Here is a 25,744-nt window from a genome sequence, read left to right as displayed (position 1 = left end):
ACCCGCGAACGTCCTCTCCGGTGGGATTCGCCCGGCTGACCTGATGTCTAGCGTTTGCGTTGCCCCGCAAACGACTCAGGAAGCCGGAGACATGAAGCCAAGCCCCGAGGACAGCCGTTCCCCCGTCAGGTCGTTGCGCCGGTTCAGGTTCCCGGTCCTCTTCGTCTCGCTGTTCGCGGTGATGCTGGCGGTGGTCGGCATCGACACCCTCGTCGCGCCGGTTCCCCTGCTGGCACTGCCCGTCGGCGTCGGACTCGCCGTCGCGGGGATCGCCTGTTACCGCCGGCTCTCGCGGAAGGTCGAGGAGCGGGACGACGTGCCGGAGCTCGCGGCGCGGGACCGGTGGCCGGGGCTGAGCAGGGGCGCGTTGCTCGGCTTCGGGCTGTTCTGCGCCATGATGCTGCTGATCGCGGTGTTCGGCGGCCTGGACGCGCTGTCGTGGAACTCCTTCTTCGGTGCCCTGGGGCTCGTCGGGATGATGTTGAGCGTTGCGACCATGGAGGAGGTTCTGTTCCGCGGTGTGCTCTTCCGCATCCTGGAGGAGCGGGCCGGAACGGTGATCTCGCTGGTCCTGTCCTCGTTGCTGTTCGGCGCGACGCACCTGGTCAACGTCAACGCCACGCTGTGGGGAGCGCTCGCGATCGGGCTCACCGGCGGCGCGATGCTGGCCGCGGCGTACGTGCTGACCAGGTCGCTGTGGTTCCCGATCGGGCTGCACTTCGCCTGGAACTTCACCCACGCCGGCCTCTTCGGCATCGCGGTGTCCGGGTCGAACGACGTGCCCGACGGACTGCTGCGCACCACCCTGTCCGGTCCGACGGTGCTCACCGGCGGGACGTTCGGCCCGGAGGCCAGCTTGCTGGCGCTACTGGTCTGCTCGGCGGCCACCGTGCTGATGCTGCGCCGGGCTGCCCGCGCCGGGCAGATCCAGCCGAGGGTTCAGCGGGGCGAGTAGCGCCGCAGCGGCTGCGACTGCCGGACCAGCTTCCTCAGGTCCGCCAGCGTGCCGTGCACCGCGCCCGCCGCACGTGCCTGCACCAGAACGTTCCCCAACGCCGTGGCCTCCGCCGGCCCCGCCACCACGGGCAGACCGCACGCGTCGGCGGTGAGCTGGCACAACAACTCGTTGTGCGAACCGCCGCCGACCACGTGCACGACGTCGACTTCCTTGCCCGACAACCGTTGTGCGTCCGCGATGGCGTCACGGTGGGCGAACGCGAGACTGTCCAGGACGGACCGCACGATCTCCGGCCTGGACATGCTCTTCCCGCACCACCGCTCGATCCGGGCGGGCATGTCGCCGGGCGGGAGGAACACCGGGTCGTTGGGGTCGAAGACCGATCCCGTGGCTGTAGCGGCCTCCCGCAGCAGCGGTCCCAGGTCGGCGTTCCACGTTCGCAGGCATTCCTGCAACAACCACAGGCCCATCACGTTGCGGAGGTAGCGGATCGTGCCGTCGACACCGCCCTCGTTGGTGAAGTTGGCGGCCCTGCTCTCCTCGGTCACCACCGGGGAGTCCAGCTCGACACCCACCAAAGACCAGGTGCCGCAGGAGATGTAGGCGAAGTGCTCGGACGAGGCAGGCACGGCGACCACGGCGGACGCGGTGTCGTGCGAGCCGACGGCCGTGACGGGAACACCCCCGAAGACACCGGCCGGATCACCGGGGTGGCGCAGCGCGGGCAGAATGCCCGGCAGGTCACGGGTGAGCTCGGGCGACCACTGTCCTGTTCGGACGTCGATCAGCCCGGTCGTGGTCGCGTTGGTGTACTCGGCGCCGCGCTCGCCGGTGAGCCAGTAGGAGATCAGGTCCGGGATGAGCAGGAGCTGGGAGGCCTGGGGGAGCAGCGGTTCGGCCATGAGCTGGAACATGGTGTTGAACGGCTGGAACTGCAGCCCGTTGACCTCGTAGAGCCCGTCGGCGGGCTTGATGCCGTCGGTGCGGGAGTCGCGGTAGTGCACGGGATCGGCGAGCAGTTCGCCCGAGGCGTCGAGCAGGCCGTAGTCGACCGCCCAGCTGTCGATGCCGATGCCGGCGATCTCACCGGCGAGCCCCAGCCCGGTCAGCACCTCCCGGTGGAGCCGGCGGACGTCCCAGTGCAGCCGGTCGCCCACGTGCACCGGTCCGTTGGCGAACCGGTGCACCTCCTCGACGTGCACGCCGCCGTCGGTGACGACCCCGCGCACCACCCGGCCGCTGGACGCACCGAGGTCGACCGCCGCGACCGCTGTCATCGCAGGAAGGCCGCTGCTACGCCCGCGTCGACGGGCACGTGCAGGCCGGTCGTGAGCGACAGGTCGCCTGCTGTCAGCGCGAACACCGCGGCGGCCACGTGTTCGGGCAGCACCTCGCGCTTGAGCAGGGTGCGCTGGGCGTAGAACGCGCCGAGTTCCTCCTCGGGCACGCCGTAGACGGCGGCGCGCTGTGCTCCCCAGCCGCCGGCGAAGATGCCGGAGCCGCGGACCACGCCGTCGGGGTTGATGCCGTTGACGCGGATGCCGTCCTCGCCGAGTTCAGCTGCCAGCAACCGCACCTGGTGCGCCTGGTCGGCCTTGGCCGCCCCGTACGCCACGTTGTTCGGGCCGGCGAACACCGCGTTCTTGCTGGAGATGTAGACGACGTCGCCGCCCATGCCCTGTGCGCGCATGACCTTGGCCGCCTGCTGCGACACCAGGAACGAGCCCTTGGCCATCACGTCGTGCTGCAGGTCCCAGTCGGCCTCGGTGGTCTCCGCGAGAGGCTTGGAGATCGACAGGCCCGCGTTGTTGACGACGAGGTCCACGCCGCCGAACGCGAGCGACGCCGCGCGGAACGCCTCGGCGATGCCGGAAGCGTCGGTGACGTCGACGGTCACCGCCACGGCCACGTCTGCGGAACCGATCTGCGCGGCGACCTCACGTGCCGCGTCACCGTCGCGGTCGGCGACCACGACGCACGCGCCCTCCGCAGCCAGTCGGACGGCCACGGCCCTGCCGATGCCCGATCCGCCGCCGGTGACGAGCGCGACGCGGGTGGCGAGCGGCTTGGGCTTCGGCATTCGCCGCAGCTTGGCCTCCTCGAGCGCCCAGTACTCGATGCGGAACTTCTCGCGCTCCTCGATCGGCGCGTACCGCGAGACCGATTCGGCCCCCCGCATCACGTTGATCGCGTTCACGTAGAACTCTCCGGCGACCCGCGCGGTCTGCTTGTCGCGGCCGAAGCTGAACATGCCGACGCCCGGCACCAGCACGACGGCCGGGTCCGCTCCGCGCATCGGCGGGCTGTCCGGCTCGGCGTGCCGCTCGTAGTAAGCCCGGTAGTCCTCGCGGTAGGCGGCGTGCAGCTGCGCCAAGCGCTCCACGACGTCTTCCAGGGGCGCACTCGGAGGCAGGTCGACCACCAGCGGGCGGACCTTGGTACGCAGGAAGTGGTCGGGGCACGACGTGCCGAGCGCGGCCAGTTCGGGATGCCGTTCCCGAGACAGGAAGTCCAGCACCACCCCGGAGTCGGTGAAGTGACCGACCTGCGGGCTGTCCGTCGAGGCCAGGCCGCGGATCACCGGCGCCAGCTCGGCAGCCCGGAGCCGTCGATCCTCCGACGACAGCGCTTCGTGCACCACCGGGCCGAACGGCTCGGCGCGGCCGTTGTCGTCGAGGTAGCGCTGGGCGGTCTTGATGATCTCCAGCGAGTGGGCCTCGCACTCCTCGCTCGTCGCGCCCCACGCGGTGATGCCGTGCCCGCCCAGGACCACGCCGATCGCCTGCGGGTGGTCGCGCCTGATCGCCGCGATGTCCAGTCCCAGCTGGAAACCGGGCCGCCGCCACGGCACCCACGCCACGCGGTCGCCGAAGCACGCCTTGACCAGCGCCTCACCGTCGGCGGCCGTCGCGAACGCGATGCCGGCGTCCGGGTGCAGGTGGTCGACGTGCGCCGCGTCCACGAGACCGTGCATGGCCGTGTCGATCGACGGTGCCGCGCCTCCCTTGCCGTGCAGGCAGAAGTCGAACGCGGCGACCATCTCGTCCTCGTGCTCCACTCCCGGGTAGACCCCGGTGAGCGCGCGCAGCCGGTCGAGCCGCAGGACGGCCAGCCCGGACTCCCGCAGGGTGCCCAGGTCCCCACCGGATCCCTTGACCCACATCAGGTCCACGGGCTGTCCGGTGACGGGGTCGGTCACGGCCCCCTTGGCCGAGGTGTTGCCACCCGCGTAGTTGGTGTTGCGCGGATCGGCGCCGAGCCGGTTGCTCCGGCCCAGCAGCGCTTCGACCTGCTCCATCACGCACCCCACCCGGCGGCCTCGCCACCGACTCGTTCGCGGACGATCTGCTCGGCGTACCCGGACCGCCGGTACGCGGCCATCGGGTCGGGGTCGAGCCCCATGTCCTCGCGCAGCTCGCGCAGAAGCGGCCGCACGTCGGTGTTGTAGGCGTCCATCAACGCGGCGTTGGCCTCCAGCACGTCACCGGCCTGCTGGGCGGCGGACAACGCCTCCTGGTCGACCAGGAGGGCCTTCGCCGTGGCCTCCTGGACGTTGAGCACCGACCGGATGATCGCCGGGATCTTCGGTTCCAGGTTGTGGCACTGGTCGAGCATGAACGCGATGCCGGCCGCCGGCTTGAGCGCGTCGGCGAGCACGATCTCGTGCATGATCCGGAACAGCTGGAACGGGTCGGCCGCCCCGACCATCAGGTCGTCGTCGGCGTAGAAGCGCGAGTTGAAGTCGAACGCGCCGAGCTTCCCGGCCCGCAGCAGGAACGACACGATGAACTCGATGTTCGTGCCGGGGGCGTGGTGCCCGGTGTCGATCACGACCTGCGCCCGGTCGCCCAGCTGCTGGCAGTGCGCGAACGCCGTGCCCCAGTCCGGCACGTCGGTCACGTAGAACGCGGGCTCGAAGAGCTTGTACTCCAGCAACATCCGCTGGTCCGCGCCGAGCCGCGAGTACGTCTCCCGCAACGCCTCGGCGAGCCGGTCCTGCCGCTCCCGGATGTTGTCCTGGCCGGGGTAGTTCAGGCCGTCCGCGAACCACAGCTTCAGATCGCGCGACCCCGTGGCGTCCATGATGTCCACGCACTCGAGCAGGTGCCCGAGGGCCTTGCGCCGCACCGCCGCGTCCGGGTGGCAGACGCTGCCGAGCTTGTAGTCGTCGTCCTGGAACACGTTGGAGTTGATGGCCCCGAGCGCGACACCGCGATCCCGTGCGTACTCCGCCAGCTTGCCGTAGTCGTCGACCTTGTCCCACGGGATGTGCAACGCGACGGTCGGCGCGACGCCGGTGAGGCGGTGCACGACCGCGGCGTCGTCGATCTTCTCGTACGGCGTGCGCGGAACTCCCTGCTGCGCGAACACCTTGAACCGGGTGCCGGAGTTGCCGTACGCCCACGACGGCGTCTCGATCCGCTGCTCGCGCAACGCGTCCTTGACACTCATTGTTCTCCCCACAAACTCAGTCGAGGTGGAAGACCTCGTCGAGCGGCGTCATCCGCTCGTCGGCGTTGCCGTCGCCGACGAAGAACTCCGCCATCTCGTCCTGCCACCGCGCGTTCACCTCGGTGCGCGCCATCTCGGCGAGCGCCGCGTCGAAGTCGTCGCACTCGAGGTAGCCGATGAGCAGACCGTCCCCGGCGAGGAAGAGGCTGTAGTTGCGCCATCCCGCGTCGCTGAGGGCGGCCCGCATCTCCGGCCACACCTCGCGGTGCCGCGCCCGGTACTCGTCGAGACGATCGGGGCGGACCCGCAAGGTGAAGCAGACGCGCACGTCAGAAGTCGAACTTGTCGATGTTGTCCTTGGTGAACACCGTCGGCGGGCCGAGCACGACCTCGCCCTTGGCGCCGATCGTGTAGTCGCCGAGCTCACCGGCCTTGTACTTCTCGCCCTCCGCACCGGTGATCTGCCCGGACGCGAGCGCGGCCGCGGTGTAGGTGGCGAGGTAGCCGAGCTTGCTCGGGTCCCACAGCGCGAACGACTTCACGGTGTCGTCCTGCACGAACTTGCGCATCTGGTTCGGCGTGCCGAGACCGGTCAGCTGGACCTTGCCCTTGTACTCGGACGAGCTGAGGTACCGGGCGGCGGCCGCGACACCGACGGTGGTCGGCGAGATGATGCCCTTGAGGTTCGGGTGCGCCTGCAGGAGGCCCTGGGTCTTCTGGAACGACGTCTGGTCGTCGTCGTTGCCGTACGCGGTCTCCACGAGTTTGAGGCCCGAGTACTCGGGCTTCGCGAGCTCGGTCTTCATGACCTCGATCCACGCGTTCTGGTTGGTGGCGTTGGGAGTCGCGGACAGGATCGCGATCTCACCGGACCCGCCGACCGCCTCGCTGATCAGCTTCACCTGGCCGGCCGCGATCTCGTTCGACGTGGCCTGGTTGATGAACACGTCCCGCGCGTCCGGAGCGGCGTCCGAGTCGAACGTGACGACCTTCAGACCCTGCTGCCGGGCGCTCTTCAACGCCGGCGCGACGGCGTTGGCGTCGTTCGCCGAGATCACCAGCGCGTCCTGTTTCTGCTGCGCGGCGGTGTTGATGTAGGTGACCTGCGAACTCGCCGCGGCGTCGGACGGCCCGGTCGGCTTGACCTCGGCCTTGATCGCCGTGCCCGCCTGCTCAGCACCCTTCTGAGCCACCGTGAAGTACGGGTTGTTGACCTGCTTGGGCAGGAAGGTGATCTTCAGACCTTCCTTGAGCGCCGCGTTCGGGTCGCCCTTCGCGGCGTTCGTGGCGCCGCCGGTCTGGTCACCGGCGCTGTCCTTCGTGGTGCCACCACCGCAGGCGGTGAGCGCGAGGACCCCGGACATCACCAGGGTGAGCGCTAAGCGTGTGTTCATGGCGCTGCCTTTCTGAGACTTGCGACGCGACGGGTGACGGACGGGGCGAGCACGCTCACCAGCAGGAGCAGGCCGGTGACGATGGTGAGGACCTCGGTCGAGGTGTCCTGCAGGATCAGGAGGTTGCGCAGGCCGCCCAGCAGCAGCACGCCCGCGAGCACGCCGAACAACGTGCCCTTGCCGCCGAAGATGGACACACCGCCGAGCAGCACGGCGGCGACGACGGCCAGTTCGAGCCCGAGGCCGTTGTCCGCGCGGGCGCTCGAGAAGCGGAACGTGTAGACGATGCCGGCGATCGCGGCCACGGCTCCGGCGAGCACGAACAGCGAGAGCTTCACGCGCTTGACCCGAATGCCGGAGAAGCGCGCACCCTCCTCGTTGGCGCCGATCGCGTAGACGGACCGGCCGAACGAACTGGCGTGCAGCGCGACACCGAACAGCACGGCGAGCACGGCGGCCAGCACGATGGGGTACGGGATGTCCGTGCCGGGCACCGGGGTCGTGCCGAACGACGTGTAGCTCGCCGGGAAGTCGGCGACCGCGGTGTCGCCCAGGACGACCAGCGCGAGACCCCGGTAGAGCGCCAAGGTGCCGATGGTGACGGCCAGCGAGGGCAGTCCCAGGCGCGTGACCAGCAGCCCGTTGACCGCCCCGCACACCGCGCCGGCCACGATGACGGTCGGGATGATCGTCTCGAGCGACCACCCGGCGTTCCACAGCCAGCCGATCAACGCGCTGGACAGGCCGAGCACCGACGCGACGGACAGGTCGATCTCGCCCGCCACGATCACGAGGGTGAGCGGCAGGGCGATCAGCGCGATCTCGCCGATGTCGAGGCCGAGGTAGAAGAGGTTGCCGCCGGACAGGAACGAGCCGTCCGTGCTGACCTGGCCGGTCAGCGCGACGACGACCAGCAGGAACACCAGCGCGGTCTCCCACCGCAGGAGGTTACGCATGGCTGGTCCCTTCGGAGGTGCGCAGCGCTTTCGCCAGTCGCAGTGCGAGGAGCCGGTCGACGGTGATCGCGCTGAGCAGCAACGCGCCCGCGATCGCCTGCTGCCAGAACGCGGGGATCTGCAGCACCACCAGGCAACTCGTGATCGTGCCGAGCAGCAGCGCGCCGAGAGCGGCACCGGTCACCGTGCCGGAACCACCGAAGATCGCGACGCCGCCGACGACGACCGCCGCGACGACCTGGAGTTCGAGCCCGGTGCCCGCGGCCGCGTCGACCGTGCCGTACCGGGCCACCCACAGCGCACCGGCCAGACCGGCGACCAGTCCGGAGAGGACGAACGTGGTCAGCGTCCGCTTCGCGACCGGGATGCCCGCGAGGGTCGCGGCCTCCGGGTTCGAGCCGATCGCGTACAGCTCGCGGCCGGACCGGTACGACTTCAGGTAGACGGCCGCCACCACGATGACGACGAGGGTGATCAGCACGAGGACCGGGACGCCGAGGACGCGGGCGCTGCCGAGGTCCAGCAGGGCGTCGGGGAGGTTGGAGGCGTTGACCTGCTTGCCCTGTGCGAGCGCGAAGTCGACACCGCGGAACACGTACAGCGTGCCGAGCGTGACCACGAGGCTGGGAACGTTGCCCAGCGCCACCAGCAGGCCGTTGAGCAGTCCGCACGCCAGTCCGACGGCGACGCCGAAGCCGATGCCCAGCACGAGCGGTGTGCCGGGGTTGTCGGCGAAGTGCTGGGCGGTGAGGAACGCGGACAGGCCCAGGACCGAGCCGACGGACAGGTCGACGTTGCGGGTGACGACGACGAGCGTCTGACCCACCGCGAGAAGGGCGACGATCGAGGCGTTGAGGAGCAGGTCGCGGAGGCTTTGGGGCTGGATGAACCGCGGGTTGACGATCGCCGTGGGGATGACGACCAGGGCGAGGGCCACGACGATGCCGAGTTCGCGGACCCGGCCGACGCGGGTGGAGAGGCGGCGGGCGGCGGTGCGGCGGGAGGACGTCACAGCGGTCATGAGTCCACCTGTCCCGCGGCGGCCAGGGCCACCCGTTCCTCGGTCGCCTCGGCGCGGGACAGTTCCCGCACCAGCCGCCCTTCGTGCATCACCAGGACGCGGTCGGCCATGCCGAGCACCTCCGGCAGCTCCGACGAGATCATCAGCACCGCCACGCCCTGCCCGGCCAGCTCCGACAGCAGCCGGTGCACCTCGGCCTTCGTGCCGACGTCGATGCCGCGCGTCGGTTCGTCGACGATGAGCACGGACGGCTTGCGCGCCAGCCACTTCGCCAGCACGACCTTCTGCTGGTTGCCGCCGGACAGCACGCCGACGGGGTCGCTCAGCCGCGAGAACTTGAGCCGCAGCCGCACCGCCCAGTCCTGCGCCAGGGCGCGTTCCGAACTGCGCCGCAACAATCCGAACTTCGACAGCCGGCCCAGTGAGGCGAGCGCGGTGTTGCGTTCGATCGACGCGTCCATCACCAGTCCCTGCTGGCGGCGGTCCTCCGGCACGAAGCCGATGCCCGCGGCCATCGCGGCGGTGGGGGAGCCGTGCTTCAGCCGCTTGCCCCGCACGGAGGCGAATCCGCCGTCCGGGCGGTCGATGCCGAACACGGCTCGCGCGACCTCGCTGCGTCCGGCACCCACAAGTCCTGACAGAGCCACGATCTCGCCCGCGCGGACGTCGAACGACACGTCGGTGAACACGCCTTCACGGGTGAGTCGTTGCACGGACAGCAACACCTCGCCCGCGGTCGTGTCCTCCTTGGGGAAGAGCTGCGAGAGTTCACGGCCGACCATCCTGCGCACCAACGAGTCCGGTGTCTCGTCGTCCAGCGGGCCGGACCAGACGAACTCGCCGTCGCGCAACACCGTGGCGCGCTGACACAGTTCGAAGACCTCGTTCAACCGGTGCGAGACGAACAGCACGGCCGCGTCCTGCGCACGCAACGCCTGCACCACACCGAAAAGCCGTCGCACCTCGTGCGCGGACAGGGCGGCGGTCGGCTCGTCCATGACGATCACGCGGGCGTCGAACGACAGCGCCTTGGCGATCTCCACGAGTTGCTGGTCCGCAATGGACAGTCCGCGTGCGGGACGGGCCGGGTCGAGCCGCACTCCCAGGCGGGAGAACAACTCCGAGGTGCGGGCGTGCATCGAGGCGACGTCGATGCGGCGGCCGAACCCGAGCGGCTGACGGCCCATGAACACGTTCTCGGCCACCGACAGGTCGCCGAACAGCGTGGGTTCCTGGTAGATGATCGCGATGCCCGCGGCCAGGGCGTCGGCGGGACCGGAGAACCGCTGCGGCACCTCGTCGAGGAGCACCTGGCCCGCGTCCGGGCGGTGGACCCCGGCGAGCGTCTTGATCAGCGTCGACTTGCCGGCGCCGTTCTCCCCGAGCAGCGCGTGGGCCTCGCCGGGCAGCAGTCGCAGCGACACCCCGGACAACGCGCGGACGGCGCCGAAGGACTTGCTCACCTCGTCCAGTGCCACCACCGGAGGTCGGTCCACGTCCGTCTCCTCGATGTTGAAACGTTTTAACGCCTGAGTTACGAGCACTCTGGGTGCGCTGCGTCACCATGTCAAGACTTGCGGGGTACGATTCGTTGTCACGTTTCAACAAAGGAGCCGCCGGTGAAGCCGTCAGTGGGCATCCGCGACGTCGCGCAGCACGCCGGCGTGTCCAACGCGACCGTCTCGAACGTGCTGAACCGGCCCGACGTCGTCGCTCCCGCCACGCGCCAACGGGTCCTGGCCGCGATCGAGGAACTCGGCTTCGTGCGCAACGAGTCCGCGCGCCAGCTGCGGGCGGGCCGCAGCCGGGTGCTCGCCTACGTCGTGCTCGACGCGGCGAACCCGTTCTTCACGGACGTGGCACGCGGTGTCGAGGACGCGGCACGGGAGGCGGGCCTCGCCCTGTTCCTCTGCAACAGCGCCTCGGACGGCGGCCGCGAACGCGAGTACCTGGAGCTGCTGCACGAGCAGCGCGTCGAGGGCATCCTGATCACCCCGGTCGACGCCGAGAGCGCGCAGCTCGCCGAACGCGGCACGCCCGTCGTGCTGGTCGACCGCGAGGCGACGGACGGCGCGCACTGCTCGGTGGCCGTGGACGACGTGCTCGGCGGTGAGCTCGCGGTGACGCACCTGATCGAGAACGGCCACACCCGCATCGCGATGATCGGCGGTCCGCTGTCCATCCAGCAGGTGCGCGACCGCCGCGAGGGCGCGGTGAAGGCGGTGGCGAACGCCGGTCTGCCGCCCGAGGCACTGACGTTCCTGGAGACGAAGAGCCTGCAGGTGGCGGAGGGCCGGGGCGCGGGGGAGAGGCTCGTCGGCCTGCCCGCCTCGCGCCGGCCCACCGCCGCGTTCTGCGGCAACGACCTGGTCGCGCTCGGCCTGCTGCAGTCGATGACGCAGCAGGGCCTGCGCGTGCCGGACGACCTGGCCGTGGTCGGCTACGACGACATCGAGTTCGCCGCGGCCGCCGCCGTGCCGCTGACGTCGGTGCGCCAGCCGCGCGAGCAGCTCGGCCGCACCGCCGCCCAGCTCCTGCTCGCGGAGAACGAGCCGGACCACGAGCACCGGCACGTGAAGTTCCAGCCGGAGCTCGTGGTCCGCGCTTCCACCGCGGTCAAACGGCGGAATTGACTACCGGACGATTCGCATTTCCCTGTTGTCCTCGGCAATGCCGGAACTGTCCGGCGGGAGGTAGGCGTTCAGCGAGGCGGAAGTGAACGCGACCCCCTGCCGGAACGCTTTCGTGCGCGACACCACGGTCACGTCCACCTTGTGCAGTTCGCCGGTGCACGGAACGCTCGGCGTGTACTTGTCACCGACCGCGAGCTCGCCGCGCACGTTCTGCGTGACCTGCACCCACAACGACCCGGTGGCGCCGTTCTGGCACATCACCTGCGTCGGCACGACCACAGCGGCACCGCGCGCCTCCAGCCGTGCCTGCGGCTGGACCGCCACCGCCGCTTCGACCTGCGCGGCCGAAGCCGGCAATGCGGTGGCCAGTATCGCCGCCGCGGTCAGCACGAACGCAGAAATTGCACGCACGATTCTTCACCTCGTTCTCGTGGAAGAGCGGAATGCGGCCGCAAGCCGACATTAGCCACGAGGAGTTCAACGCTGCGAGGGGCCATTGATCGTCGTGCGAATCCATTCCGCGTGTGCGGGCACGTTCGTGTGACGGCCCGGACCGTTCGCGCACGACAGGTCCGTGCAGCCGGGGCACCTGCAAGCACGGCGAGGTGCGATCTGCGCACGGTCCTCTCTCGATGGTCCTACATCTGTCCTGCTCAGACCGGCCGGGCGGCGCGAAACGACCGATGCGGGCAGCAGGGTGACCCGAGGTGGATCAGGCTCCACGATTGGATCACCCGTCCGGTGGGCACCCACAGGTTGTCCCGAGCCCGAACGGAAAGGCCTTGCTCATGCCGTCGGACAGTGTTCTGCTCGCCGACCGGTACCGGCTGGGCGAGGTGCTCGGCACCGGCGGTGTCGCTGAGGTGCGCCGGGCCACGGACGTGTTGCTGGCGCGCGACGTCGCGGTCAAGCTGTTCCGGCCGGGCGACGACCTCTCGGACTCGCGCCGCATCGAGAACGAGATCTGCGCGCTCGCGGGGATGTCCCACCCCGGCCTGGTCAAGGTGTACGACGCCGATCCTGGCGGGGAGACGCCGTACCTGGTGCTGGAGCTGATCGAGGGCAAGACCCTGCGCGACCGCGTCTCGAACGGGCCGATGGCCGTCGTGGACGTGCGCCGGATCGGTGCGGCACTGGCCGACGCGCTGGCCCACGTCCACGCCCGCGGCTTCGTGCACCGCGACGTCAAGCCGTCCAACATCCTCCTCGACGACGACGGCCTCCCGCGCCTCGCCGACTTCGGCCTCGTGCGGATGGCGGACGACGCCTGCCTCACCCGGACCGGCCACGTCGTCGGGACGGCCGCCTACCTCTCTCCGGAGCAGGTGCGCGGTGAGGAGATCACCGCGGCGGTGGACGTCTACGCGCTGGGCCTGGTGCTGCTGGAGTGCCTGACCGGGCGCCGGGAGTACGAGGGCGCGGAGGTCGAGGCCGCCGTCGCCCGGCTGCACCGCCCGCCCGCGGTGCCGCGCGACCTGCCGTTCGACCTGGTCCGGTTGCTGTCGAGGATGACGGCGCTGAGCGTGCCCCGCCGCCCGTCCGCCGCGGAGTGCGCCGAGGCCCTGCGCACGCCCGTGACCGACGCGCCGACCGTGCTCGTCCCCAAGCCCCGTTCCCGCGGACTGCTCGCGGCCGCGTCCGCCGTGGTGCTGATCTCGGCCATCGGCACCGGGCTCAGCGCGTGGAACAGCGTCACCGCGACGGGGGCGGACCAGCCGGAGACCACCGCACCCGCTTCGACGCAGACCCCGTCGCGCACGGGGGAGTTCGTCCCCACGCCCGTCGTGGCGCAGGTGACCACTCCCGCCGACGCGCCGCCGCAGGTCCAGGCCGTGGACAGGGCTCCGCAGGCCGTGGTGCGACCGGTCGAGGACAACAGCGGCAAGGGCGAGCCCGGCAAGGACAAGGCCGGACCCGCGAAGGCCGGTCCTGGGAAGGCCAACCCGGGCAAGGGCAAGCACGGCCACGGCTGACCGTTACTTCTTCTCCTCGTCGCGGTGCCCGCGCAACGAGCCGGGGTGCGCCTTGGCCGCGGGGTCGTTGCGGGTCTTGATCAGGCTGGCGACCGTGACGACGACCAGGATCGCGATGATCACGATGAGGCTGAGCGGCGTCGGCACCTCGGGCACGCTCTCCGAGATGTCCACGTGGGCCCAGTGCAGGATCAGCTTCACGCCGATGAACGCGAGGATGACCGCGAGCCCGGCCGAGAGGTAGACCAGCCGGTCGAGCAGGCCCTTGACGAGGAAGAACAACGCGCGCAGGCCGAGCAGCGCGAACGCGTTGGCGGTGAAGACGATGTAGGGCTCCTCGGTCACGCCGAACACCGCGGGGATCGAGTCGAGCGCGAAGAGCAGGTCGACGCCGCCGATCGCGACCAGCACGACGAACAGGGGAGTGGCGAGCCTCTTGCCGTCGACCTTCGTGAAGATCTTGCCGCCGACGTAGTCGTCCGTGACGGGCAGGAGCTTGCGCGCGGTCTTGACGACGACGTTGTTCTCGACGTCGGGGTCCTCGTCGCGGTGCCGGAACAGCTGCACGGCCGTGAAGATCAGCAGCAGGCCGAACAGCAGGAACATGAACGAGAACAACGACAACAGCGTCGCGCCGACGGCGATGAAGATGCCGCGCATGATCAGCGCCAGCACGATGCCGAACGTCAGCACCTTGTGCTGGTGCTCCTCCGGCACCAGGAACGTCGTCATGATGATCACGAAGACGAAGAGGTTGTCGACCGACAGGCTCTTCTCGACGATGTAGCCGGCGAAGTACTCCGCGCCGAACCCGCCGCCGTAGGTGCTCATGAACCACACGCCGAAGCCGACGGCGACGAGGATGTAGAACACCGACCAGAGACTGGCCTCGCGGAAGCCGATCCGGTGCGGCCGCCACGCCGCCAGCACCAGGTCGACCGCCAGCAGCGCGACGATCACCCCGATCGTCGCCGCCCACGTCAGTCCGCTGATCTCCAGCACCGCAACACCCTCCGCCCGCCCAGGTCCGTCCGCAGTGGACGTTACCGGGCGGGCGGCGGGAGAGCCGTCAAGGACTCGTGGTGAACTCCGGTGTCGTCGTGCGGCCGAACCCGACCCGCCGGGCGGGCCCGGTCAGCGTGAGCTTCAGCGCGGTGTGGATGTTCGCGCTGGACGTGCCGACGTGCAGCTCGACGTCGCCGGGGTCGACCTGGCGGTGGCCGGCGCGACCGGTGTAGGAGGTGAGGTCCGCGTGCAGCCGCGCGGTGACGGTGCGGGTCTCGCCGGGGGCGAGGTCGACCTTCACCGCGCCGATGAGCTGCCGGACGGGCCGGGCGACCTCCGCGACCGGGTCGTGCAGGTAGATCTGGACGACCTCGGCGGTCGGGATCTCCATGTCGTTGCGCACGACCACGTGCACCCGGCAGTCGCCGTCGGTCGGCCACTCGCGCTCCTCGCACCCCGCCGTCACCCACGTGGCGGGCGCGTAGGAAAGCCCGTGCCCGAACGGGTACAACGGCGTCGGGTCGACGGTGCTGACCTCGGTGCGCCTGCCGAGCTGGGGGCTCAGATAGGTCGAGGGCTGGCTCGAACCGGCGCCCGGGAAGCTGACCGGGAGCCTGCCGGACGGGTTGACGCGTCCGCCGAGCACGGCCGCGAGCGCGGCCCCGCCTTCCTGGCCGGGGTAGAAACCGCACACGACGGCGGCGAGCCGGTCGGCCTGCCGGGACAGGTCGTAGGGCCGGCCCGACAGCAGCACGAGCACCACCGGCATGCCGGTGCCGAGCACCGCCTCCAGCAGTTCCTCCTGCCGGCCGGGCAGCTTCAGGTCCGCGACGTCGCAGCCCTCGCCGGACGTGCCGTTGCCGAACAACCCCGCCTTGTCGCCCAGCACGACGACGCAGACGTCCGCCTGCCGCGCGGCCTCGACGGCCTCGGCGATCTCGTCGTCGGTCCCGCCGACCACGGGACATCCGCGCGCGAACACCACGTCGTGGTCCTCGCGCAACGCCTCCAGCACCGTGGTGACCTCGACGCCCATCTCGACGTCCGGGTGGTGCACACCGACGTGCAGCGGGAACGAGTAGCAGCCCATCATCGCGCCGGGCTCGTCGGCCCGCGGCCCCAGGACGGCCAGTCGCCTGCCGGCCAGCGGCAGCACGCCGTCGTTGTGCAGCAACACGATCGAGCGCTCGGCCACCTCGCGGGCGAGGTCGCGGGACTCCGCGTCGTCCAGGTCGAGGTTCGCGTCGGGCGCGGGGGAGTAGTCCGGGTCGAGCAGTCCCAGCTCGATCTTCTGCGTCAGCACGCGGGTCAGCGCCCTGTCGACGACCGCGACGTCCACCCGGTTGAAGTAGAGCCCTTCGAGCAGGGGTTCGCCGAAGCAGTCCACAGTGGGCAGTTCGACGTCGATCCCGGCAGACAGGGCCTGTGCGGCCGCGTCCTCGCGACCGGCGGCGACCGCGTGCAGCTTGTGCAGGAACGCCACCGAGAAGTAGTCGGCGACCACCGTGCCGGTGAAGCCGTACTCGTCGCGCAGCCGGTCGGTGAGCAGCGTCGGGTCCGCGGCCGCGGGGACGCCGTCGTTGTCGGCGTAGGAGTTCATCACCGACCTGGCACCGGCCTTCAGCGCCATCTCGAACGGCGGCAGGACCACGTCGGCGAACTCGCGCGGCCCCATCGACACCGGGGCGTGGTTGCGCCCGGCGCGGGAGGCGGAGTAGCCGGCGAAGTGCTTGAGCGTGGCCACGATCCCCGCCGACTCGAGACCCTCGACGTAGGCCGCGCCGGTCGTGCCGACGAGGTGCGGGTCCTCTCCGATGGTCTCCTCGACCCGGCCCCACCGCAGGTCGCGCGTGACGTCGAGGACGGGGGCCAGGCCCTGGTGGATCCCGAGGCGGCGCATCGAATCGCCGATCCGCGCGGCCATGCGCCGCACCAGGTCCGGTTCGAAGGTGGCGCCCCAGCACAGCGGGGACGGGTACACCGTCGCCTGCCACGCGGCCAGCCCGGTCAGGCACTCCTCGTGCGCCACGGCGGGAATCCCGAAGCGGCTCGCCTCGATGATCTGCCGCTGGGTGCGGGCGAGCGTGCGCGCGCCGACCTCCGGTGCGATCGGGCGGGTGCCGAAGACGCGGGTGAGCTGGCCGATGCCGTGGCGGGTCAGCTCGTCGAAGTCCTGCGGTGCCACGGCGAACTCGTGCTGGTGCGGGGCCATCTCGCCGGCGGCGTCGATGCCGGCCCAGATCCCCTGCAGCTGCGCGATCTTCTCCTGCGGCGTCATGCGGGCGACGAGGTCGCGCACACGGTCGGCCACAGGTGCGTGCGGGTCGCGCCAGACCTCTTCCGGCGTGGTGGCTTCTGTCGTCACGAGAACAACCTCACGAGGTCAGTGGGCGGGTCGACTGCCGGACGACCAGGTCGGTGCCCAGGGTGATGTGGGTGTCGGCGGGCTCGTCGCCGTTGATGAGCCGCACCAGCAACTCGAGTGCGCGGTGGCCCATCTCGCGGATCGGCTGTTCCACCGTGGTGAGCGGCGGAGTGCACAGCGCGGACTCTGGGATGTTGTCGAAGCCGACCACCGAGAGGTCCTCCGGCACGCGCAGGCCGAGCTCGAGGGCGGCCTCGATGGCAGCGATGGCGGTGGTGTCGTTGGCGGCGAAGATCGCGGTCGGGCGGTCGGGCCCGGTCAGCAGGTCGCGGGCCGACGCGGCGGCCACGTCCGCGTCGTAGTCACCGCGGCGGACCAGGTTCTCGTCGACCGTGACACCGGCGCTGGCGAGTGCTCCGCGGTAGCCGGTTTCGCGCTGCTGCGCGGACTTCAGGTCCTCGCGGCCGGTCAGCATCGCGATCCTGCGGTGGCCGAGCTCGAGCAGGTGCTCGGTGGCCAGCCGGCCGCCGTGCAGGTTGTCGGAGTCGACCGTGGGCAGCGCCGCGCGCCCGGTGTGCGGGTCGACGGCCACGACGGGGGTTCCGGGCAGGCCTTCGAGGTCGACGGCCGGCGTGACCAGCACGGCGCCGTCGACGAGAGTGCCGCTCAGCCGCGTGAGGTACCGCTGCTCCCAGCCCTGGGGATCGCCCGTGCGACCCCCTGCCGAGTACACGACCAGTTCGAACCCGGTGCCGCGGATCGCGTCCGCCGCGCCCTTGAGCAGTTCGGTGCTGAACGGCTCGATGTCGGCGACGAGGATGCCGATGACGTTGGTGCGGTGGTTGCGCAGGCTCTGAGCGACGAGGCTCGCCTCGTACCCCAGGTCCTTGATCACGGCGGTGACCCGCGCGAACGTGTCGGCGGAGACGCCGTAGCGGTTGTTGAGGACCTTGGACACGGTGGCTACCGAGACGCCGGCCTGAGCGGCGACGTCCTTGATCGTGACGCGAGAGCGTGGGGGCACCGGGTCAGGCTAGCCGTGTAAAACGTTATCGACAACGATTGACACGAGACCGGTTTCCGCGAGAGTCTCTGGCCCCAACACAGGCAGTCCAACTCGGCCGACGTCGTCAGGAGTGGACCCCAATGCGTTCCAGAAAGCCCCTTGCTCTCTTCGCCGCCGCGGCGATGGTGCTGGCCGGGTGCAGTAGTGGTGGCGCCTCAGACGCCTCCACCGAAGGCCCCGTGACCCTCACGTGGTGGCACAACCGGACCACCGAGCCGATGAAGTCGAAGTGGCAGCAGATCGCCGACGACTTCCACAAGACCCACCCGAACACCTCGTTCACGATCGAACCGCTGCAGAACGAGCAGTTCCAGACCAAGGTGCCGCTCGCCCTGCAGGGCAACACCCCGCCGGACCTGTTCCAGCAGTGGGGTGGCGGTGCGCTCGCCGACCAGCTGAAGTCCGGCAAGATCGCGGACATCACCCAGGCCTCGTCCGGCTGGATCGGCCCGCTGGCCAAGAACGCCGACGGCTGGAAGGTCGGCGGCAAGCAGTACGGCGCGCCGTACCTGATGCACGCGGTCGGGTTCTGGTACCGCAAGGACGTGTTCGCCGGCGCGGGCATCACCACGCCGCCGACCACCCTGGACGAGCTGAACGCGGCCGTCGCCAAGTTGAAGACCGCGGGCGTGACACCGATCGCGATCGGTGGCAAGGACCGCTGGCCCGACGCGTTCTACTGGGCGTACTTCGCGGTGCGCCAGTGCTCGGTCGACACGCTGAAGAAGGCGGTCGAGAAGACCGAGCTCACCGACCCGTGCTTCCTGAAGGCGGGCGAGAACCTCAAGAGCTTCCTGGACACGAAACCGTTCCAGGACGGGTTCGTCGGGACGCCCGCTCAGCAGGGGGCGGGCAGCTCGGCGGGCCTGGTGGCCAACGGCAAGGCGGCCATGGAGCTGCAGGGCGACTGGAACCCCGACGTCATGCAGGCGCTCACCGAGGACAAGGAGATCGGCTCGAAGATCGGCTGGTTCCCGTTCCCGAGCGTGCCGGGCGGACAGGGCGATCCGAGCGTGATGGTCGGCGGCGGTGACGGGTTCTCCTGCACCACTCGCGCGGCCACCGCGTGCGCCGAGTTCCTGGGCCACCTGGTCGGCGACGACGTCCAGAAGATCCTCGCCGAGACCAACTCCGGTCTGCCGGTGACCCCTGCCGGCGTGGCAGCGCTCAAGAGCGAGCCGCACAAGGTGATCGCCGCGAACATGACCAAGGCGTCGCACGTGCAGCTCTACTTCGACACCGCCTTCCCGACCAAGGTCGGCCAGGCCCTCAACGACGCCATCGCGAACTTCTTCGCGGGGCAGGGCGGGCCCGACACCATCGTCAAGTCGGTGAGCGAAGCAGCAGCCGGGAACAAATGATGAGTGCCGCGATCACCACGCGGCCGCCGACCGCCCCCGTGCCGCACGCGCCAGCGGCCGGGGGCACCCGGCGGCGGTCCAGAGTCCGCACCCGCCTCGAACTCGCGTTCCTTCTGACACCGGCTCTGCTGTTGTTCGTGGGGTTCGTGCTCGTGCCGATCGGCGTGGCCGCGTACTACAGCCTCTACTCGTGGAACGGCTTCGGCCCGCTCACGGACTTCGTCGGCCTCGACAACTACGTCGACGCCTTCTCCGGTGACGTCTTCCAGGGCGCCATCGGGCACAACTTGATCATCGCCACGCTGTCCATCGTCGTGCAGCTGCCCCTGAGCATCGGCCTCGCGTTGCTGCTCAACCGGAAGCTGCGCGGCCGGAGCGTCCTGCGCATGGTGGTCTTCGCGCCGTACGTGCTGTCCGAGGCCGTGACCGCGGTGATCTGGCTGCTCATGTTGCAGCCGGGCGGTTTCGTCGACGAGATCCTGCGCGGCGTCGGTCTCGGCGGGGTCGTGAAGCTGTGGCTCGCCGACCCGTCGGTCGTGCTCTACACGCTCTTCGTGGTGATCACGTGGAAGTACATCGGGTTCGGCGTGATCCTGCTGCTGGCAGGCCTGCAGGGCGTTCCGCCCGAGCTGCGGGAGGCGGCCGCGCTGGACGGCGCGGGCGCCTGGCAGACCACCCGGCACGTCGTGCTCCCGTTGCTGGGACCGACGATCAGGATCTGGGTGTTCCTGTCGGTGATCGGGTCGCTGCAGCTGTTCGACCTGGTCTGGATCATGACGCTCGGCGGTCCCGCCGACGCGTCCTCGACGATGGCGACCTACCTGTTCGACCACGGGTTCAAGCGGTACGAGTTCGGGTTCGGCAGCGCGGTCGCGGTGATCCTCTTCGTCATCTGCTTCGTGTTCGCGTTGTTCTACCAACGGTTCGCCCTGCGTCGCGACACCGCCGGCGCGTTGACGGGAGTGCGCTGAGATGGCACGTCGCAACACCGTCGGCTACCTGGCCGCGTTCGCCGTCATCGGGATGACGGTGGTACCGCTGCTGTTCGTGGTGCTGGGCGGTTTCCGGACCACTGCGCAGATCAACTCCTCGCCGGCGGGCCTGCCGGGCCCGTTCGTGTGGAGCAACTACGCCGAGGTGGTGGGCTCGCCGCAGTTCTGGCGGCTGCTCGGCAACAGCGCGCTGATCGCCGTGATCGCGACGACGCTGGCGGTCGTGCTCGGCGCGATGGCGGCGTTCGCGTTGTCCCGCTACGCGTTCAAGGGCCGCGAGGCGTTCTACGCGTTCTTCACGCTCGGGCTGCTGTTCCCGCTCGGCGTGGCGACGCTGCCGCTGTACCTGTGGCTGCGCCAGCTGGGACTGCTGGAGAACCCGCTCGGCGTCGCGATCCCGGAGGCCGCGTTCTCGCTGCCCGTCACGATCGTGATCCTGCGGCCGTTCATGAACGCCATCCCCGGCGAGCTGGAGGACGCGGCGTTGCTCGACGGCGCCGCCAAGCTCGGGTTCTTCTGGCGGATCCTGCTGCCGCTCTCGCGCCCGGCGCTGATCACGGTGTCGGTGCTCGCGTTCGTCACCAGCTGGAACTTCTACCTGTTGCCGTTGCTGGTCTTCAACGACTCCACCAACTTCACGCTCCCGCTCGGCGTGGCGATGTTCCAGTCCGAGCACAGCCAGGACACCGCGAAGATCCTCGCCTTCACCGCGCTGTCCATGATCCCCGCGCTCACGTTCTTCGTGCTCGCCGAACGCCGCATGGTCGGAGGCCTCACCGGTTCGGTGAAGGGCTGACTTCACAAAGGAGTGAATCGTGCGCACCCGATTGACGGCCGGCATCGCCGCGCTGTTGCTGCTGACGCAGACAGTTCCCGCTTCCGCCGCAGGACCCTTGAAGAACAGCACGAACAGGTACGTGGGCAGCGCGGTGGCCGTCCAGCACCTGAACGCCGAAGCGGACTACAAGAAGGTGCTGACGCGCGAGTTCGACAGCGTCACGCCCGAGAACGAGATGAAGTGGGGCGTCGTCGAAGCCGTCCGCGGCCAGTACGACTGGTCCGGCGCGGACGCGATCGTCCAGTACGCCAAGAAGACCGGCAAGACCGTCCGCGGTCACACCCTGGTGTGGCACAGCCAGCTGCCCGACTGGGTGGCCGGGCTCGAGGCCGCCGAGCTGCGCGGTGTCGTCAAGGACCACATCAAGACAGAGGCGGGCCGGTACCGCGGCAAGATCCGGGCGTGGGACGTCGTCAACGAGGCGTTCAACGAGGACGGCACGCGCAGGCCGACGGTGTTCCAGGAGAAGCTCGGCGACCGCTACATCGCCGACGCGTTCCGCTGGGCGCACGCCGCCGACCCGAAGGCCAAGCTGTACATCAACGACTACAACATCGAGGGTCTCAACCCCAAGAGCGACGCGACGTACGAGCTGGTGAAGTCGCTGAAGCGGCAGGGCGTTCCGATCCACGGCGTCGGCATCCAGGGGCACCTCTCGCTGATGTACGGGTTCCCGTCGGGCATGAAGGAGAACATCGCCCGGTTCGCCGCGCTCGGCCTGGACGTCGCGATCACCGAGGCCGACGTGCGGATCCCGTTGCCCGTCACGCCCGAGAAGCTGGACGCGCAGGCGAGCTACTTCGGCCAGGTGTGGGACGCCTGCCACGCCGTGCGCAAGTGCGTCGAGTTCACCACCTGGGGCTTCACCGACCGGCACTCGTGGGTGCCGGACGTGTTCCCCGGTGAGGGCGCGGCCTGCCTGTTCGACGAGAACCTGAGGCCGAAGCCCGCGTACGCCCGGCTCAACCCCTAGCGGGAGCGTCCACTTGGCACAGTTCGAGAACCCGGTCCTGCCCGGCTCGCACCCCGATCCGTCGGTGTGCCGGGCGGGATCGGACTACTACCTGGTCACCTCGACGTTCGAGTACTTCCCGGGTCTGCCGATCCACCACAGCCGGGACCTCGTGCACTGGCGGCTGCTCGGCCACGTGCTGGACCGGCCCTCCCAGCTGCCGTTGCGGGGGGTGCGGGCGTCCGGCGGCCTGTACGCGCCGACGATCCGCCACCACGACGGCGTGTTCTACGTGGTGTGCACGCTGGTCGACGGCCTGGAGAAGAGCGGCAACTTCGTCGTGACCGCCGAGGATCCGGCCGGTGCGTGGTCGGAGCCGCGGTGGCTGCCGGAGGCGGACGGGTTCGACCCGTCGCTGTTCTTCGACGACGACGGCCGGGCGTGGTGGACGGCGACCCGCGAGGTGCCGGGCGGCCGTCCCGGGCAGACCGAGGTGTACCTGCGCGAGTTCGACCCCGAGAAGCTGGAGCTCATCGGTGACGAGCACGTGCTGTGGAGCGGCACGTCGCACGACTCCGTCTGGCTCGAAGCACCACATCTGTACAAAGTGGACGAACGCTACCTGTTGCTGTGCGCGGAGGGCGGCACCGACTTCGAGCACTCGGTGGTAGTGGCGGCGGCGGACTCGGTCACGGGTCCCTATCGCGGCTCCCTGCTCAACCCGGTGCTGACCCACCGCCACCTCGGCCGCGACCACCCGATCGCGGCGACCGGTCACGCGGACCTCGTGCGCACGCAGCACGGCCAGTGGTTCGCCGTGCTGCTCGCCACCAGGCCGTACGGCGGTTACGTCTACAACCTCGGCCGCGAGACGTTCCTCGTGCCGGTGACGTGGGAGGCGGGCGGCCCGGTGTTCAGCCCCGGCACCGGCCGCGTCGAGCCGGCGTACGACGTTCCCGGCCTGCCCGCCCACCCCTGGCCGGAGACCGGTCCGACCGACGACTTCGACTCGTTCGACCCGGCGTGGATGTTCCTGCGCACGCCGGATGAGGTGTTCTGGTCGGTGACGGACCGCCCCGGCCACCTCCGGCTGCGGGTGCGCCCGGAGTCGATCGCCGAACCGGTCACGCCGAGCGCCGTCCTGCGTCGCCAGCAGCACCAGAGCTTCCACGCGTCCTGCGACCTCGACTTCACGCCGGCCGGACCGACCGAGGCGGCGGGACTCGTGCTGCTGCAGAACGACGACCACCACGTCCGGCTCCTGCTCGGCGCCGGCCGCGAGGTCGCGCTCGTGCGCCGTGCCGCCGGACGGGAGGACGTGCTGGCGCGGACGCGGGTGGCGCAGGGCGTGGTGCGGCTGTGCTTCGAGGCCACCGGCCAGGAACACCGGGCACTCGTCGCCTCCGGTGCGGAGGACTGGCAGCCGCTGGGGGACCCGTTTGACGGCCGGATGCTCAGCACCCAGGCCGCGGGCGGGTTCACCGGTGTCCACATCGGACTGTACGCGACCAGTGACGGTGCGCCGAGCACGTCCTGGGCCGACTTCGGCAGTTTCACCTACCGCGGTCTGAAGGACTGACCGCTCCGGTGGAGGTGACCTCGGGCGCGGGGCCACCTCCACCGTCGAAGTCCGGTCGTCACCGGCGAGCGGCGACCGCCTGCTGCAGCTTCGCCAGCGCCTGCTTGGCGACGACGTTGAACATGCCCATGGTGGTGTCGCGCTCGCCGAGCACGACCAGCAGCGTGTCGGCGTCGACCCCGAACACCCCGACCTGACCGGAGTCGCCCTCGAAGAACACCGCCCGGGGACTGCCGACACCGGCCTGGGAGGTGAACTGCGTCGCGAGCCCGGCCGCCGCCGCCGCCATCGCCGCGACCCCGTCGTCCTCGATGCCGCGCGTGACACCGCACAGCACCAGGCCGTCCCGCGTCGCGACCAGCACGCCGTTGATCGAGACCGAGTCGAAGTCGGCGTGGACCTCGCGCAGCGCCTCGGTCATCAATCTCGCGTTGGAGCCCTGAGCGGGCCGCGCCGCGGACGGCACGGCCTCCGGTGCCGCCGATCCGCGCCTGCGCAGGGGCAGCGCGTCCGCACTTGTCGCCGTGTGAAGGGAGAACTCGCCCATCCAGGTCACACCGTCAGGTCGGCTTCGATGGCCCTGAGGCTGTGCCTCGCCAGCGCGAGGTTGGCCCGTTCCCGGTCCAGCACCAGGTAGAGGAACAGCTTCGACTCGCCCCGCGCGCTCGGCGTCAGCAGGCGGATCAGGTGGTACTGGCGGTGCAGGGTGATCAGGATGTCCTCGATCTCGTCGTTCAGCTTGAGCGCCGACATCACGCGCTGCTTGGACCGCACGACCTCGGTGTTGCCGGCCGCGGCGACCTCCAGGTTCAGCCAGTCGCCACCGCCGATCGTGCCGAGCGACATCCCGCTGTCGTAGTCGACGAGCGCGGCCCCCACCGCACCGGCGATGTTCATCGCCTCTTTCAACGCCGTTTCGATGTTCATCCTGATTCGTCTCCTCGTGCGCGCCTGGTCACACACGGCGACTGATTCCCCCGAACTCACCGGGAATTCGCTGGAAGACCGCGTGATCTGATCACCCTACGTCGCTGCGTCACGCCTGGGACAAGTCCGTTCGGAGCAACATCAGGTCCGAACGAGTCCGTTTAGGACCGAACGGAGAGCGGCGGTGGTCCTCAGTGGACCGGGTGACGCGAACGTCCTTTGAGAAGAGTCGCGTCAGCGGGCGGACGTGCTGCCGCGCTCGGTGAGGCGGGGCTGGAGCAGCCTGACCTCCGGCGCGTGGTCCTGCGCGAGCCGCGTCACCACCATCTCCACGGCGATGGCCCCCAGCTCCTGCGCCGGCACGGAGATCGACGTGAGCCGCACGGGCAGGCTCACCGCCACGTCGTCGGGGCACAGCGCGATCACCGACAGGTCGGCCGGCACGTCCAGCGAGCGCCGCCGCAGTTCGAGCAGGAGCTGGCCGAGGACCGCCTCGTTGTGCACGACCAGGCCGGTGATGCCGTGACCTGCGTGCAGCACGTCGTCGAGGCAGGCGGCGACCGAGTCGTAACCGGGGGCGCACGAGTGCACCGTGGCGGTCAGGTCCCGCCTCGTGCTCTCGCGCTGGAACCCGGCCAGCAGGCGGGCGGCGTAGCTCGTGCCGCGCTCGTACACCGCGGGCGGTGAGCCGATCAGCGCGATCGACCGGTGCCCGAGGTCGGCGAGGTGCCCGACCATCCGCCGTCCCGCGGCGGCGAAGTCGAGGTCGACGCAGCTCAGGCCCTCGTGGTCGTCGGGCATGCCCAGCAGGACCACCGGCGCGTCGACGGTGCGCAGTTCGGGCACCCGCGGGTCGGCGCTCTCCACGTCCATCACGATGATCGCGTCCGCCATGGACCTGGCGATCACCCGGTGGGCCTCGCCGGGACCCGCCTCCTTGGTCAGCAGCAGCACGTCGTAGTCGTGGTCGCGGGCCGAGGCCACGATCGACGACACGAACTGCATGACGACGGGCAGGTTCTGGTCGGAGTGCAGCGGCACGACGAGACCGAGCACGCGCGAGCGGTTCGAGGCGAGAGCGCGGGCACCGGCGTTCGGGTGGTAGCCGAGGGCGGCGATGCTCTGCTCGACGCGGCGCTTGGTCTCCTCGGAGATGCTGCGCTTCCCGCTGAGCACGTAGGAGACCGTGCTGATCGACACGCCGGCGTGACGGGCGACCTCCTTGATCGTGATCATGCCCGTCTCCTGCTCGTGGGTGGTGGCGATCATCGT

At 70.1% G+C, this 25,744-nt stretch carries 23 protein-coding genes; 8 read left to right on the top strand and 15 right to left on the bottom strand.

Features of this window, described 5'->3' with window-relative positions:
* Positions 1 to 91: 91 nt before the first annotated feature.
* Positions 92 to 955: a CPBP family intramembrane glutamic endopeptidase gene (locus IE307_RS02745; RefSeq protein WP_191295817.1), complete on the top strand. Its 864-nt coding sequence runs from the start codon at positions 92 to 94 to the stop codon at positions 953 to 955.
* Here IE307_RS02745 and IE307_RS02740 read toward each other — a convergent pair.
* The 8 genes from IE307_RS02740 to IE307_RS02705 are packed head-to-tail and all read right to left on the bottom strand — an operon-like array spanning position 940 to position 10,292.
* A complete protein-coding gene (locus IE307_RS02740) occupies positions 940 to 2,235 on the bottom strand; it encodes a rhamnulokinase (RefSeq protein ID WP_191295816.1) in 1,296 nt (431 codons plus the stop codon). The two genes, IE307_RS02745 and IE307_RS02740, sit on opposite strands and share 16 nt — an antisense overlap.
* Positions 2,232 to 4,256 carry a bifunctional aldolase/short-chain dehydrogenase gene (locus tag IE307_RS02735; RefSeq protein WP_229904325.1) on the bottom strand — a complete coding sequence of 675 codons (2,025 nt, stop codon included), beginning with the start codon at positions 4,254 to 4,256 and terminating at the stop codon, positions 2,232 to 2,234. The genes IE307_RS02740 and IE307_RS02735 overlap by 4 nt, the downstream gene beginning before the upstream one ends.
* A complete protein-coding gene (rhaI, locus tag IE307_RS02730) occupies positions 4,256 to 5,410 on the bottom strand; it encodes an L-rhamnose isomerase (RefSeq protein WP_191295814.1) in 1,155 nt (384 codons plus the stop codon). The genes IE307_RS02735 and rhaI overlap by 1 nt, the downstream gene beginning before the upstream one ends.
* Positions 5,411 to 5,426: 16 nt before the next feature.
* On the bottom strand, positions 5,427 to 5,738 hold the full coding sequence (locus IE307_RS02725; protein WP_191295813.1) for an L-rhamnose mutarotase: 312 nt from the start codon (positions 5,736 to 5,738) through the stop codon (positions 5,427 to 5,429).
* Position 5,739: 1 nt separating this feature from the next.
* The gene (gene rhaS, locus IE307_RS02720) at positions 5,740 to 6,804 is read right to left on the bottom strand and encodes a rhamnose ABC transporter substrate-binding protein (RefSeq protein WP_229904324.1); all 1,065 of its coding nucleotides are present in this window, start codon (positions 6,802 to 6,804) and stop codon (positions 5,740 to 5,742) included.
* Positions 6,801 to 7,760, bottom strand: a complete 960-nt coding sequence (locus IE307_RS02715) for an ABC transporter permease (RefSeq protein WP_191295812.1) — start codon at positions 7,758 to 7,760, stop codon at positions 6,801 to 6,803. The genes rhaS and IE307_RS02715 overlap by 4 nt, the downstream gene beginning before the upstream one ends.
* A complete protein-coding gene (locus tag IE307_RS02710; RefSeq protein ID WP_191295811.1) occupies positions 7,753 to 8,781 on the bottom strand; it encodes an ABC transporter permease in 1,029 nt (342 codons plus the stop codon). Before IE307_RS02710 ends, IE307_RS02715 begins: the two co-directional genes overlap by 8 nt.
* Positions 8,778 to 10,292: a sugar ABC transporter ATP-binding protein gene (locus IE307_RS02705; RefSeq protein WP_191296466.1), complete on the bottom strand. Its 1,515-nt coding sequence runs from the start codon at positions 10,290 to 10,292 to the stop codon at positions 8,778 to 8,780. The genes IE307_RS02710 and IE307_RS02705 overlap by 4 nt, the downstream gene beginning before the upstream one ends.
* A gap of 108 nt (positions 10,293 to 10,400) precedes the next feature.
* On the opposite strand from IE307_RS02705, the gene IE307_RS02700 reads away from it, so the two are divergent.
* On the top strand, positions 10,401 to 11,414 hold the full coding sequence (locus IE307_RS02700) for a LacI family DNA-binding transcriptional regulator (protein WP_229904322.1): 1,014 nt from the start codon (positions 10,401 to 10,403) through the stop codon (positions 11,412 to 11,414).
* On the opposite strand, the gene IE307_RS02695 is transcribed toward IE307_RS02700, so the two are convergent.
* Positions 11,415 to 11,825 (bottom strand): hypothetical protein, encoded by a 411-nt coding sequence (locus IE307_RS02695; protein ID WP_191295810.1) that lies wholly within the window; start codon positions 11,823 to 11,825, stop codon positions 11,415 to 11,417. It abuts the gene before it with no gap.
* 377 nt (positions 11,826 to 12,202) lie between these two features.
* On the opposite strand from IE307_RS02695, the gene IE307_RS02690 reads away from it, so the two are divergent.
* Positions 12,203 to 13,387, top strand: coding sequence for a serine/threonine-protein kinase (locus IE307_RS02690; protein ID WP_191295809.1), 1,185 nt, complete (start codon positions 12,203 to 12,205; stop codon positions 13,385 to 13,387).
* Positions 13,388 to 13,390: 3 nt separating this feature from the next.
* Here IE307_RS02690 and IE307_RS02685 read toward each other — a convergent pair whose 3' ends face one another.
* The 3 genes from IE307_RS02685 to IE307_RS02675 form a co-directional block, all read right to left on the bottom strand.
* Positions 13,391 to 14,389 (bottom strand): TerC/Alx family metal homeostasis membrane protein, encoded by a 999-nt coding sequence (locus tag IE307_RS02685; protein ID WP_191295808.1) that lies wholly within the window; start codon positions 14,387 to 14,389, stop codon positions 13,391 to 13,393.
* A gap of 67 nt (positions 14,390 to 14,456) precedes the next feature.
* Positions 14,457 to 16,757 (bottom strand): beta-xylosidase/alpha-l-arabinosidase, encoded by a 2,301-nt coding sequence (locus IE307_RS02680; RefSeq protein WP_191295807.1) that lies wholly within the window; start codon positions 16,755 to 16,757, stop codon positions 14,457 to 14,459.
* Between the two features lie 10 nt (positions 16,758 to 16,767).
* Positions 16,768 to 17,781 carry a LacI family DNA-binding transcriptional regulator gene (locus IE307_RS02675; protein WP_191295806.1) on the bottom strand — a complete coding sequence of 338 codons (1,014 nt, stop codon included), beginning with the start codon at positions 17,779 to 17,781 and terminating at the stop codon, positions 16,768 to 16,770.
* Between the two features lie 122 nt (positions 17,782 to 17,903).
* On the opposite strand from IE307_RS02675, the gene IE307_RS02670 reads away from it, so the two are divergent.
* The 5 genes from IE307_RS02670 to IE307_RS02650 are packed head-to-tail and all read left to right on the top strand — an operon-like array spanning position 17,904 to position 23,545.
* On the top strand, positions 17,904 to 19,184 hold the full coding sequence (locus tag IE307_RS02670) for an ABC transporter substrate-binding protein (protein ID WP_191295805.1): 1,281 nt from the start codon (positions 17,904 to 17,906) through the stop codon (positions 19,182 to 19,184).
* Positions 19,184 to 20,155, top strand: coding sequence for a carbohydrate ABC transporter permease (locus IE307_RS02665; RefSeq protein ID WP_191295804.1), 972 nt, complete (start codon positions 19,184 to 19,186; stop codon positions 20,153 to 20,155). Before IE307_RS02670 ends, IE307_RS02665 begins: the two co-directional genes overlap by 1 nt.
* A 1-nt stretch (position 20,156) precedes the next feature.
* Positions 20,157 to 20,972, top strand: coding sequence for a carbohydrate ABC transporter permease (locus IE307_RS02660; protein ID WP_191295803.1), 816 nt, complete (start codon positions 20,157 to 20,159; stop codon positions 20,970 to 20,972).
* Positions 20,973 to 20,991: 19 nt separating this feature from the next.
* Positions 20,992 to 21,987: an endo-1,4-beta-xylanase gene (locus tag IE307_RS02655; protein WP_229904321.1), complete on the top strand. Its 996-nt coding sequence runs from the start codon at positions 20,992 to 20,994 to the stop codon at positions 21,985 to 21,987.
* 13 nt (positions 21,988 to 22,000) lie between these two features.
* Complete coding sequence (locus IE307_RS02650) at positions 22,001 to 23,545, top strand: glycoside hydrolase family 43 protein (RefSeq protein WP_191295802.1); 1,545 nt, start codon at positions 22,001 to 22,003, stop codon at positions 23,543 to 23,545.
* A 58-nt stretch (positions 23,546 to 23,603) separates the two neighbouring features.
* Here IE307_RS02650 and IE307_RS02645 read toward each other — a convergent pair whose 3' ends face one another.
* The 3 genes from IE307_RS02645 to IE307_RS02635 all read right to left on the bottom strand — a co-directional run bounded on the left by IE307_RS02645 (position 23,604) and on the right by IE307_RS02635 (position 25,708).
* Complete coding sequence (locus IE307_RS02645; protein WP_191295801.1) at positions 23,604 to 24,092, bottom strand: roadblock/LC7 domain-containing protein; 489 nt, start codon at positions 24,090 to 24,092, stop codon at positions 23,604 to 23,606.
* Between the two features lie 5 nt (positions 24,093 to 24,097).
* Positions 24,098 to 24,472: a hypothetical protein gene (locus IE307_RS02640; protein WP_191295800.1), complete on the bottom strand. Its 375-nt coding sequence runs from the start codon at positions 24,470 to 24,472 to the stop codon at positions 24,098 to 24,100.
* A 234-nt stretch (positions 24,473 to 24,706) separates the two neighbouring features.
* Positions 24,707 to 25,708 carry a LacI family DNA-binding transcriptional regulator gene (locus IE307_RS02635; protein ID WP_191296463.1) on the bottom strand — a complete coding sequence of 334 codons (1,002 nt, stop codon included), beginning with the start codon at positions 25,706 to 25,708 and terminating at the stop codon, positions 24,707 to 24,709.
* Between the last annotated feature and the right edge of the window lie 36 nt (positions 25,709 to 25,744).

The sequence above is a fragment of the Lentzea cavernae genome, assembly GCF_014653695.1.
Taxonomy (GTDB): domain Bacteria; phylum Actinomycetota; class Actinomycetes; order Mycobacteriales; family Pseudonocardiaceae; genus Lentzea; species Lentzea cavernae.
This window is presented reverse-complemented; position numbering and strand designations above follow the sequence as displayed.

Excerpts from the sequence above, each read along its gene's own strand:
- IE307_RS02745 (WP_191295817.1), top strand. The coding sequence starts at position 92 with ATGAAGCCAAGCCCCGAGGACAGCCGTTCCCCCGTCAGGTCGTTGCGC.
- IE307_RS02670 (WP_191295805.1), top strand. The coding sequence starts at position 17,904 with ATGCGTTCCAGAAAGCCCCTTGCTCTCTTCGCCGCCGCGGCGATGGTG.
- rhaI (WP_191295814.1), bottom strand. The coding sequence starts at position 5,410 with ATGAGTGTCAAGGACGCGTTGCGCGAGCAGCGGATCGAGACGCCGTCG.
- rhaS (WP_229904324.1), bottom strand. The coding sequence starts at position 6,804 with ATGAACACACGCTTAGCGCTCACCCTGGTGATGTCCGGGGTCCTCGCG.
- IE307_RS02690 (WP_191295809.1), top strand. The coding sequence starts at position 12,203 with ATGCCGTCGGACAGTGTTCTGCTCGCCGACCGGTACCGGCTGGGCGAG.
- IE307_RS02645 (WP_191295801.1), bottom strand. The coding sequence starts at position 24,092 with ATGGGCGAGTTCTCCCTTCACACGGCGACAAGTGCGGACGCGCTGCCC.
- IE307_RS02640 (WP_191295800.1), bottom strand. The coding sequence starts at position 24,472 with ATGAACATCGAAACGGCGTTGAAAGAGGCGATGAACATCGCCGGTGCG.
- IE307_RS02710 (WP_191295811.1), bottom strand. The coding sequence starts at position 8,781 with ATGACCGCTGTGACGTCCTCCCGCCGCACCGCCGCCCGCCGCCTCTCC.
- IE307_RS02715 (WP_191295812.1), bottom strand. The coding sequence starts at position 7,760 with ATGCGTAACCTCCTGCGGTGGGAGACCGCGCTGGTGTTCCTGCTGGTC.
- IE307_RS02735 (WP_229904325.1), bottom strand. The coding sequence starts at position 4,256 with ATGGAGCAGGTCGAAGCGCTGCTGGGCCGGAGCAACCGGCTCGGCGCC.
- IE307_RS02635 (WP_191296463.1), bottom strand. The coding sequence starts at position 25,708 with ATGATCACGATCAAGGAGGTCGCCCGTCACGCCGGCGTGTCGATCAGC.
- IE307_RS02660 (WP_191295803.1), top strand. The coding sequence starts at position 20,157 with ATGGCACGTCGCAACACCGTCGGCTACCTGGCCGCGTTCGCCGTCATC.
- IE307_RS02665 (WP_191295804.1), top strand. The coding sequence starts at position 19,184 with ATGAGTGCCGCGATCACCACGCGGCCGCCGACCGCCCCCGTGCCGCAC.
- IE307_RS02740 (WP_191295816.1), bottom strand. The coding sequence starts at position 2,235 with ATGACAGCGGTCGCGGCGGTCGACCTCGGTGCGTCCAGCGGCCGGGTG.